This is a genomic window from Microcystis sp. M44BS1 (genome assembly GCF_020244875.1).
Taxonomy (GTDB): domain Bacteria; phylum Cyanobacteriota; class Cyanobacteriia; order Cyanobacteriales; family Microcystaceae; genus Microcystis; species Microcystis panniformis.
On record NZ_JADBVM010000333.1, the window covers coordinates 1 to 10115 of the forward strand.

8 protein-coding genes and 1 pseudogene are annotated in these 10115 nt (G+C 39.8%); 3 read left to right on the plus strand and 6 right to left on the minus strand.

The features are described from left to right. Positions 1-1007 precede the first annotated feature (1007 nt). From IM515_RS24535 to IM515_RS24555, 5 genes are all read right to left on the minus strand, one after another. Positions 1008-3455 (minus strand): tetratricopeptide repeat protein, encoded by a 2448-nt coding sequence (locus IM515_RS24535; protein WP_287627743.1) that lies wholly within the window; start codon positions 3453-3455, stop codon positions 1008-1010. Positions 3456-3789: 334 nt separating this feature from the next. After that, complete coding sequence (locus IM515_RS24540) at positions 3790-4131, minus strand: DUF565 domain-containing protein (protein ID WP_002768596.1); 342 nt, start codon at positions 4129-4131, stop codon at positions 3790-3792. Between the two features lie 2 nt (positions 4132-4133). Next, positions 4134-4745, minus strand: coding sequence for a DUF3611 family protein (locus IM515_RS24545; protein ID WP_002768594.1), 612 nt, complete (start codon positions 4743-4745; stop codon positions 4134-4136). A 250-nt stretch (positions 4746-4995) separates the two neighbouring features. Next, complete coding sequence (locus IM515_RS24550; protein WP_287627745.1) at positions 4996-5679, minus strand: J domain-containing protein; 684 nt, start codon at positions 5677-5679, stop codon at positions 4996-4998. A gap of 645 nt (positions 5680-6324) precedes the next feature. Then, on the minus strand, positions 6325-7089 hold the full coding sequence (locus IM515_RS24555) for a PD-(D/E)XK nuclease family protein (protein WP_287627747.1): 765 nt from the start codon (positions 7087-7089) through the stop codon (positions 6325-6327). A gap of 178 nt (positions 7090-7267) precedes the next feature. Here IM515_RS24555 and IM515_RS24560 point away from each other — a divergent pair, with 178 nt between their 5' ends. The 3 genes and pseudogenes from IM515_RS24560 to IM515_RS24570 all read left to right on the plus strand — a co-directional run bounded on the left by IM515_RS24560 (position 7268) and on the right by IM515_RS24570 (position 9545). Further along, complete coding sequence (locus IM515_RS24560) at positions 7268-7501, plus strand: hypothetical protein (RefSeq protein WP_287627748.1); 234 nt, start codon at positions 7268-7270, stop codon at positions 7499-7501. A 96-nt stretch (positions 7502-7597) separates the two neighbouring features. Beyond that, a pseudogene (locus tag IM515_RS24565) lies at positions 7598-7988 on the plus strand (calcium-binding protein); the annotation flags it as partial. A 1323-nt stretch (positions 7989-9311) separates the two neighbouring features. Further along, positions 9312-9545, plus strand: coding sequence for a hypothetical protein (locus IM515_RS24570; protein WP_002763025.1), 234 nt, complete (start codon positions 9312-9314; stop codon positions 9543-9545). Between the two features lie 370 nt (positions 9546-9915). Here the strand turns inward: IM515_RS24570 and IM515_RS24575 are convergent. Continuing rightward, positions 9916-10115 (minus strand): hypothetical protein (locus IM515_RS24575; protein WP_287633318.1); only part of this gene is annotated, 200 nt, incomplete at its 5' end.

Sequence of the window (10115 nt, forward strand, 5' to 3'; positions counted from 1 at the left end):
AAACTTCAACCCATCCCTACTGTCAGATTGTTCCAAGTTTGTTGGAATGAGGATTTGAGCAGCCAAAAATCAGGAGTTGTTTGGTAAAATTACCTGAGATTTTGGTCACTATGTCAACCTAATTTAAGTGCGATTGCCCTGCTCTCAATTCTCAGGAAAAGCGAAACCCAACACCCAACACCTAAATCTGTCTGAATCTTTTTGTTGGGTTCCCTTGGGTTTATGGTTGGGTTTCCTTACGTCAACCCAACCTACTTTAGTTTCGTAGGTTGGGTTGAGCGAATAAATATGTTAAAGAAAACCTCTCAATTCTAAGGGAAAGCGAAACCCAACACCCAACACCTAAATCCGTCTGAATCTTTTTGTTGGGTTTCCTTGGGTGTATTGTTGGGTTTCGTGCCTCAACCCAACCTACGGTAGTAAAAATTAGAGTTCGTAGGTTGGGTTGAGCGAATAAATATGTTAAAGAAAACCTCTCAATTCTCAGGAAAAGCGAAACCCAACAGCCAACACCTAAATCTGTCTGAATCTTTTTGTTGGGTTCCCTTACGTCTATAGTTGGGTTTCCTTACGTCAACCCAACCTACTTTAGTTTCGTAGGTTGGGTTGAGCGAATAAATATGTTAAAGAAAACCTCTCAATTCCCAGGAAAAGCGCAACCCAACAGGCAACACCTAAATCTGTCTGAATCTTTTTGTTGGGTTTCCTTGGGTTTATGGTTGGGTTTCCTTACGTCTAGTTTCGTAGGTTGGGTTGAGCGAATAAATATGTTAAAGAAAACCTCTCAATTCTAAGGGAAAGCGAAACCCAACAGGCAACACCTAAATCCGTCTGAATCTTTTTGTTGGGTTTCCTTGGGTGTATTGTTGGGTTTCGTGCCTCAACCCAACCTTGTATGATGATTAGCGGCTAATTCATCGGTAATAAGAGACTCCGCCGCTCTTTGAAGGCTTGAAATAGCCAAATCTGGAAGCCTTTGTCAAACCTGAGCTTATTTTTTCGAGAAATTACTGCATTTTTAACATCCATTCTACCGCACGTTCATACAGTTCTAAATTACCGGTTTTTATCAAAGCATTAGCGGCTTTTTGCAAATAGTTAAGGCTCGCTACTCGACTACTAGGATTTTTATCATCGTAGGTGGCAAGCGCCAAATTATAATAAGCTTCGCCATAATTTGGCTGATAAGTAATTGCTAATTGATAATCAGCGATCGCTTCCTTCTTATCGCCTATTTTTTCCTTAACTAAACCTCGATTATAGTAAGCTTCAGCATAGTTAGACTGGAGAGAAATAGCCATATTTAAATCCTCCAAAGCACCGGTATTATTTCCCAAATCAAAGCGAATAACTCCCCGGTTATTATAGGCGATTGGGTTATTGGAATTCAAGCTAATTGCCTTATCTAAATCCTCTAAAGCACCTTCCTTATCCCCAGTTTGTCGTCGAATAATACCACGATTATTATAGGCGATCGGATTCTCCGATATTCTCGGTGTTACTTGTACATTATCGGGAATAGTAGCGGTATCAGTGCGTGCATTTCCCCGATTACTATACGCTGTCACATCGATAGGATTAATGCTCAAAGATTGCAGATAATCTGTAATCGCTCCTTGATCATCTCCCACGTCAGTGCGACTATTCCCACGACTATAGAAAATTCTCGCATCACGGACTTTTTGTAGAAATACATTATAATCCTCGATCGCTCCCTGTTTATCCCCTTTTTCAAAACGCGCATTGGCCCGTTTATGATAACCTTCTGGATCGTTAGGATAGGCCACTATATAAGTAGTATAATCTCTTTCGGCCGCGGCAAAATTTTTCAAGGCAAAATAAGCATCTCCCCGCGCTTGAGCGTGACAAAAGACGTTATAATTAGGACGAAAATCGGGTTCTCTGGAGTCATAAAAATAATTTCTGTCGGCAGATTCTCGGATATTTTCGCTACAGACAGAGCGAGAAGTAAAACTAGGTGTATTAATCCGATCATCTTGGGCTAAGGCATTATTATAATTATCTACTGCCTCCTGATAACGCCCCAATTTATACAGCACTAACCCCCGATGATAGTGAGCGGCTGCATCATGATGATTTCGTGCCACTGCCGCAGTAAAATCCTCTAAAGCTCCTGCGTATTCTTGATATTTATTGGCTCGCATTAACCCCCGATATACATAGGCTTTTGCGTCTTGGGGTTGCAGATAAATTGCTTGGTTATAATCTTGAATTGCCCCTTGATTATTGTTGAGTCTTAGGTGAGCATAACCCCGTTTAAGAAATGCTCTAGAATGGGGAATTTTATCGTAGTTGGGATTAATACGGATGACAAGTGCTAGATCTTTGATGGCTCCATTATAATACTCGATCGCTGTTTGATATCCTGACAGGGAATTAGAAGATAAATTGGCTAATTCGACTTCCTCGTCAGCGATTTCAAGTTGTACTCTGGCACGGTTTTGATAACTGCTAGGAGCATTCTTGGCTAAAAATAGTTTGGGTGAGCATTTTAAAACGATTTTATAATCCTTAAAAGCCTCTCGTTTTCCCCCTATCTTTTCTAAAGCTATAGCCCGATTATAATAGCCTTCAATTAGATCGGGTTTGTATAAAATAGCCAGATCATAATCTTTGATAGCCTCTGCATAATTTCCCCACTGAGAGTATAGCTGTCCTCGATGATAATAGCCGCGATAATCTTCAGTTTCATAACCAATGAAACGCTGGTAATAATCTAAAGCCAAGGATTGATGATTGAGCAAAGATGCAATAATTGCTAGGTTAAAGTAAACTTCGCTTTGATTGGGATTATATTTAAAGGCTTGCTGAAAATCTGAGCGGGCAGCTTCTAATAATTTTAGCTGATGCTGATCCTTGATTCGGCTTTCTCGCTCAATCAAGGGTGTTTCTTCCTCAATAACAGGGATTTCCTCAACTATAGGGTTTTTTTCCTCAATAACAGGGATTTCCTCGGCTATAGGGTTTTTTTCTCCCGCAATCACCATGGCTAACTTTAACACACCTCTTTGATAATAGGCTTGAGCTAGTAACTGTCGATCTTTGAAGGCGGGAGCATTATAATTACTATACCAAATGTATTGACTGAAATCATCGATCGCACCGTTTCGATCGTTGATTTTTTCTCGGGCCATTCCCCGTTGAAGATAAAGTTTAATCGTACCCAGATCGCTAGGATAGACTCGCAGAGTGGCTGAATAATTAGCAATTTCTCTTTTAAGAGCATTTGTATCAACTTCTTCCCTAGAAATAACGGGACATTGTAGGTTTTCTACTGCTTTAACTGAGCTAACTTCTAAACCCAATAATTCCCAAAACAACAGGGGAGACAATAAAAGTATTTTTCTAAAAAGCTTGACATTTAAACTATTTTGTGCGGGGGAGGTAATGGCTTGCGCTGTCAGGGTTTTAGTGATTAAGGATTGTTGTGGCATGATGATTAAAAAAATTTGCCCTAAATATAATTTGGTAATTTAATTATAACTGAACTTCTCCCGTATGAATATATTAGCCATGGCTAAAAGTCTTACAGAGCCTATGCTAAAGCTGGGTAATTTTAATGTACTAATGAGAATGAACGTCTGAAATCCTTATTTTCCTGAGAAGCGCCATGGAGTAAGGGTATCGTTGGGCAGCTTAAATAATACACTTGTTCTGCCTAGTCTGGCTACGCTCGCTGCCGGTCGGCACTTAAGGGCAAGGTTTCCACTTTCCCCGACTGGCTCCTGAATCCTCACCCCACCAAGAAACATTTTCAGCCAACCCTATTTAAGAGCCAATTTTAAAGGCTTCTAGAAATAAACTATAGGTGATACCAATTTTGAGTAAATTGAAAGATTCTCGCAGAATCGGTGCAGGTTTAGCCTGAGAACTTTTTCGGTAAACAATCCGGCTAATCGCCTCCGTAAACAGCAGCAATAAACCAGCAGCCGTGACATCCCATTGAGCAGTTTGACCGGCAGTGGTGACAATTGCTTGCCCAGAAAAAACTCCAAATAAAACACAAATTATCTGTAGGGAAATCCGTCGCCAAGGATTACCAAAAAAGCGATTAAATCGACTGCTGGTGACATTAGCCAGCGTACTTAAACGGGTGCGTTGCATGGCCATATTTATTTAGAAGTAATACGGTTAAGAAGCCACAAAGAAGTAACAATACCAGTAAAGTGAGCGAGAATTGTATTAGTATTAGCCTGCACAATTAACAGGTCAACAGAATTAACAAACTGACTGGGGTTAGAGGCAACATTAAAAGTACCTTGAGGAACATTGAGGGATTTAATTAAGACAATTCCCGCTAACGCTTGCGCTCCCAAAATCGTTAAAAACATCCCGATAATATTAGCGATTAAACCCTGACGGATTAACTGAATAGTATCGGATTTTTTCGGGCGACTATCTTGATCACCTCTCAACATTTGACGGGCAATTTTCATGTAACGAGAAGAAAAGAAAATGGCAACCACCAAGAAACAAGCCCCACCAATGGCACACAAAACACCGATTTCAATGCCAGAAGTGCGTTGTCTCGTCCCTAATAAACTAGCGGTAGCAATGAGTAATAAAACCCCCGAAATTACGCCCAGGACAATCTGCGTCCAAAAACCGATTCTTCCCTGACGTAAAAGGATATTAGCAGCCCGTTGGACGGCGGGAGGCAAGGAATAAAGATCAGAATCTCTAGGGGTGGATATATTGGTAATTTCTGATTGTTTGTCTCTCATCGGGGTTAAGCTAGGGATTGGGTACATCTGGTCTTGATCTATTTTCGTCTTTTTTTTTGCCCATGGCTAGAGATTTAATAAACCTCTGGCATAATTAATTTTTCAGGGTTCAAAGACGGCAAAAATGATGATTAAATGGCCTAAAATCTGTAAATAGACCATTTAATTGATTGTTATTCATTCTTAATTCTCCTGACTACTGGCTACTGACTCCTAACCCTAACAACAATTTTTGATTTTTACAAGCGGTCTAATTTTGACACTGACTGGCTATCTGTTTAGCTTCCACCTGTAAACGCTGGGCCATGCGAAACATTTCTTGGCCGGTGTGGAGAGAGCGATCATCGTAGTTAAGGGTAAAGGTTTCCAATTCTTCGAGTCCGTCAGTGAGATGATTGAGACAGTAGTAAAGAGAAGCGGCTACTTTGGCCATTTTGGCAGGGTTGGGCCTTTGGCAAAAGAGGGTTTTAGCTCGATCGAGATTTTGGCGACAGGTTTCTAGATAGTCTTGAAAAACAGCCATTAACTGATCATCGAAGGGATCGGCGGATAGGTGATCGATCTGACCTTTGAGAGGCCGGATAATTTGACCGATCAGGCGATTAATCGGGCTATAGGTCTGGTTATACCACTGTTTGACTAGGACTTCGTCTTCCTGGACTGCTTCTTTGTAACGATGGTAATTTGCCTGGGCGGTGGCAGTGCGTTGGACGCGGGGAGAATTGGCGATTATTTGGTTATCGTAGTCCTTTCTTAGTCTCGGATCGCTTAAAATCTCGTAGGCGGCGTTAATAGCGACGATTTTATCGTGACTGGCACTATCGTTTTGACTATCGGGATGGAATTGTCTGGCTAAACGCCGATAGGCCCGTTTAATCTCGTCAGGGGTCGATTTATGGCTGATTTCTAAGGTCTGGTAGTGGTTGCCGGTCATGAGCGCAAGCGATCGATCTGTCTTTTATTATTATCGACTATGCTTAACGCGGCGGAGAAGGAGAATTGTCGAGAGTGGGAAAGTGGGGAGGTGGGGTGTGGGGTGTGGGGTGTGGGAAGAATACATCAAAATAATCTCCTGTCTCCTGAATACTGACTTCTGACTCCCGACTCCTGACTTCTAACCCCATGGTGGACAAAGATAAGCAAAAATTATTTATTGACTCCAAAAACTTGAGAATATTTAAATTAATATTTCGCAATATTTATAAATTCTTAAGAATTAATTGAGAAAGATTTTTATTTAACAACGATTTTACAATGGTTACAGCGATTTGATAGAATTTCATGGTGGGTTATTCTGTGCTTTTTTGGACAGCAATGGTTGAAACCCTTGCCACACCTAGAAGGTGATCCTAGTTAAGACAGCTAAATTAGTCAATTTCACCCACAACGATGATCTTTTTTTTGTGTAGTTTTATTGCAAAGAAAAAGTTTTTTTGACAAAAAGCACAAAGTATGAATTAGGAAGTGGGAAGTGGGAAGTGGGAAGTGGGAAGTGGGGGAGAAGGGAGAATAAATAAAAATAATCTTCAGAATTCAGAGTTGAGAATTTATAATTCTGATCTGACAAAATTGGCAATAATTAGACAAAAGGATTGATTTCAGGGATATCCTCGATCGAGGGTAAGTCTATTGGGCCCGATCGCTCTTGTCTAAGATAATAGGGACAATGAAGCTGACAATCGGGACGATGGGGAAAATCAACTAAATCATTTTCGTATGCTGATAGATAGCGATCGAGATCCTTCAATAAACGGCGTAAATCCCGCCCTGTCTGTTGGTGTAGTTTCCGATTATAGTTAAAAGTAATTTGTTCGGGGCTGCGGGGCAACTGCACAAACCAATAGGTCATCGATAAACTATCAAGAGGATAAGCAGAAGTTTCTCCCAAAACATACAGATAAAGTCTCGTCTGCCAATTTTTGGCTAGTTTGTCGGCATCGATCGGTTTTAAGTAGGTTTTCCAGTCAAAAATTACCGCTCGATCGCTCTCTAATAAAATTAAATCATAGATAACCGTTAATAAATAATTACCCACAGTTAAACTGCGACAATGTTCCGCTTCTCGATTGGTTTCTCCCGGATTTTGGGCAATTGCTGGGTCCGCTTTTAATAGGGCCGTTAAACAATGTTCTAACTGTTCATTTTCCCGTAATAGAGGCGCGATCGGCAGCCCTAATTCCCGCTGCTGTAATAATAGGTGAAACTGACTGCCCCATTCTTGCCGCTGCAATTGCCCAGGGTCAGCCGGTGTGTTAAGTTCCTCTAGATAGACTTTTTGAAATCTCGGTGGACAGGTTTCCAATAGGTTTAAATGACCTTGGGCAAGACGGTAGATCTTAGGCATAATAGGATTATCGTGAATAAAACAGCAGTTAGCCTATTATCGAGAAAACGGGTTTCTTTGAGAAACTATTTAGAAACCCGTTTTCTTGCAATAAATGTTAATCTCTGTTACAGGGGTCTTGAAAAATTGGCACTTGTTAGGCTAAAACTGTTAAAAATAAACTTTTGCAGTTAACGTCATGACTTCTACTCTTTTGCCGATTCTTCCTGCTGTTGACGATATTTTATTCAATTTCGCTCAATCTGATGGTTTTTGGGCAAATTTGCAAACCGCTTTTGGCAGAAATTATGATGTGGTTAAGGCGACAGAATTCAATGAGAAAACGGGTTTCTCTGAGAAACCCGTTTTCTGCAAACGCCTATTTAGAAAACGGGTTTCTGCGAGAAACTATTTAGAAACCCGTTTTCTTTGAGAAACCCGTTTTCTTGTAATTTTTGTTACAGGGGTCTTGAAAAATTCGGGATTGTTGGGCTAAAACTGTTAGCAATAAACCTCTGCTGTTAATGTCATGACTCCTACTCTTTTGCCCCTCCTTCCTTCTGTGTATGATGTTTTGTTCAATTTCGCTCAATCTGATGGTTTTTGGGCGAATTTAGAAACTGCTTTTGGCACAAGTTATGATGTGGTTAAGGCGACGCAATTACGACAACAGTGGCAAAGTCGAAATTTCAGTCAACTTCCCCCAATTGAGGTACTCAGTGATGAGGTTTTGGGGACAGCAAATGGTGCATATTCCAGCAGTAAGAATAAGATTTATCTATCAGCATCTTTTTTAAATACGGCTTCCTCAGCAACGATAATTAACGTAATTTTAGAAGAAATTGGGCATTATGTGGATGCTCAAGTTAATCAGGTGGATAGCGCGGGAGATGAAGGAGAATATTTCGCAGCATTAGTTCGCAGAGTAGATTTAACAGCGCAAGAATTAGCAAGAATTACAACTGAAAATGACTTTGCCAATATTACAATCACAGGCAATGATAATGATGTTCCTGTAGAAAAATCTGCACCAATCATTTTAACCGTTAATACGACCGCCGATCAAAATGATGGAACCACTACTGGTGGATTGTCATTACGAGATGCGATTTTAATAGCCAATGCAGACACTACCAATGACTATATTATTGAATTACAAGGGGGGAAAACCTATTTTCTCACTCAATTAGAGGATGATTTGTGGGAGAATAAAGCCAAAACTGGTGATTTGGATATTTTACCAGGTGGTAAAGTCACGATTAAAAGTTTGGGTACAAGTCAGGCTGTTATTGATGGCAGTGGTTTAGGTAGTGGATTTGGTAAGGGTAATCGCATTTTTCATGTCTTAGCTAACAGCAATTTTTCCTTAGATAAAGTAACTATTACGAAATCAGCAGTAGGAGGTATTCTTGTTGAGGAAAATGCTTTAGCTAATATTAGCAATAGCATAATTACTCAAAATGTTTACGTTGCCATGTCCGGTGGTAGTGCATCACAAAGGGGTGGAGGTATTAGAAATTTCGGTAATACTATTATTCAATCAAGCACGATAAATCAAAACTTAAGTGGATATGGTGGTGGTATTTATAACGAAGGATCACTAACTATAAACGATAGCACCATTAATGAAAATAGCTCTACTTATGATGGAGGGGGTATTTATAGCGTTTCCTGTTCGCAAGAGGTACACTATCGATGTTGAAAAGCTTAATTAGCAAAGGTTTAAGTGTGCCACACAGGGGTGAGAACCGCTATATTCTAGCGGAACATTAACAGTAACTAATAGTGTTGTCAACAGTAACAAGGCTGGATTTAATGGAGGTGGCTTTTATAATGGAGGCACAGCTAATATTTCTAAAACTACTTTCAACAATAACAATGATACTGGTATTTATAATACTGGATCATTAACGCTCACTGATGGTTCAATCAATAGCAATCTCAGCGTAGGATTAGAAAATGAGGGGACTACTACCGTTACTGGAACCTCAATTAATAGCAATAAAGGGAATGGGATTGAAAATAGTAATATACTTAACATTAGTCGGGCTACCATCAATCAAAATGGAGAATATGGTTTATATAACTCACCTGATCTCTTTGGTAGGCGTAGGGTGCGTTAGGCGGCTATCAATTCCGTCAAAAAACCAAAATTAACAAGCCGCCGTAACGCACCAACTCTATTATTAAATCGGTGCGTTACGCTATCGCGCTTTACACCTAAGAGTAAGCGGACAACTCAAATGAACCCAACAACCGCCAATTATGATGAACCCTGGAAAGAAGCATTAAGTCACCTAGAAAACGGGTTTCTTCAAGAAACTATTGAGAAACCCGTTTTCTTTGAGAAACCCGTTTTCTTTGAGAAACCCGTTTTCTGGACTTTAAGACAAAAAAACGTTTCGCTGACAAACTCTATAAAGTCTGGTTACTCAGTGGAGAAGAAGTCTGGATATTGCATCGTTGTTTTCAGCTAATAGTTTCTGAATTTATTTCTTCTTATTTTCGACTAACTCTTGCTCAAATTTTGGCTGACTTTTTTGAGATTTTTGACCACTTATGCTCGCCAGCAAAAACAAATGATAAGAGCTTTGTTTTGATTTTTAAATAACACCATAAGGTTGGCTGATATAATCGATTAATTCATCCATGTTTCAATAAATCTTTGCTTTCAACCACCCGATCACTTCATTTATCTGGTCATCTGTTAAATATCCGATCGAGCCTTTATATCCTATTCTAATTCCTTCTATTTATTTTAAATATATTTCGACCGTAATATATAAAAGATTGCTTGACACAGAGTATTCTGCTGATTTCTTCACAGGTTTTACCTTCGAGAGACATCTACATCTTTACTGAGAGCGCTCGTTTCAGTTCTCTTGAATCCATTACACTTTTTATAAATAGCTCTAATTCAGCTATTTGTGATTCCTTGCTTTGCTGCTCCAATCTTGTGTAATTCATTTTGTATTTGGTATAATGGCTCTTCTCGACTTTGTGTGATAATTTTTGCTTATGGAATCGTGAAATGCTTATCGGGCAAG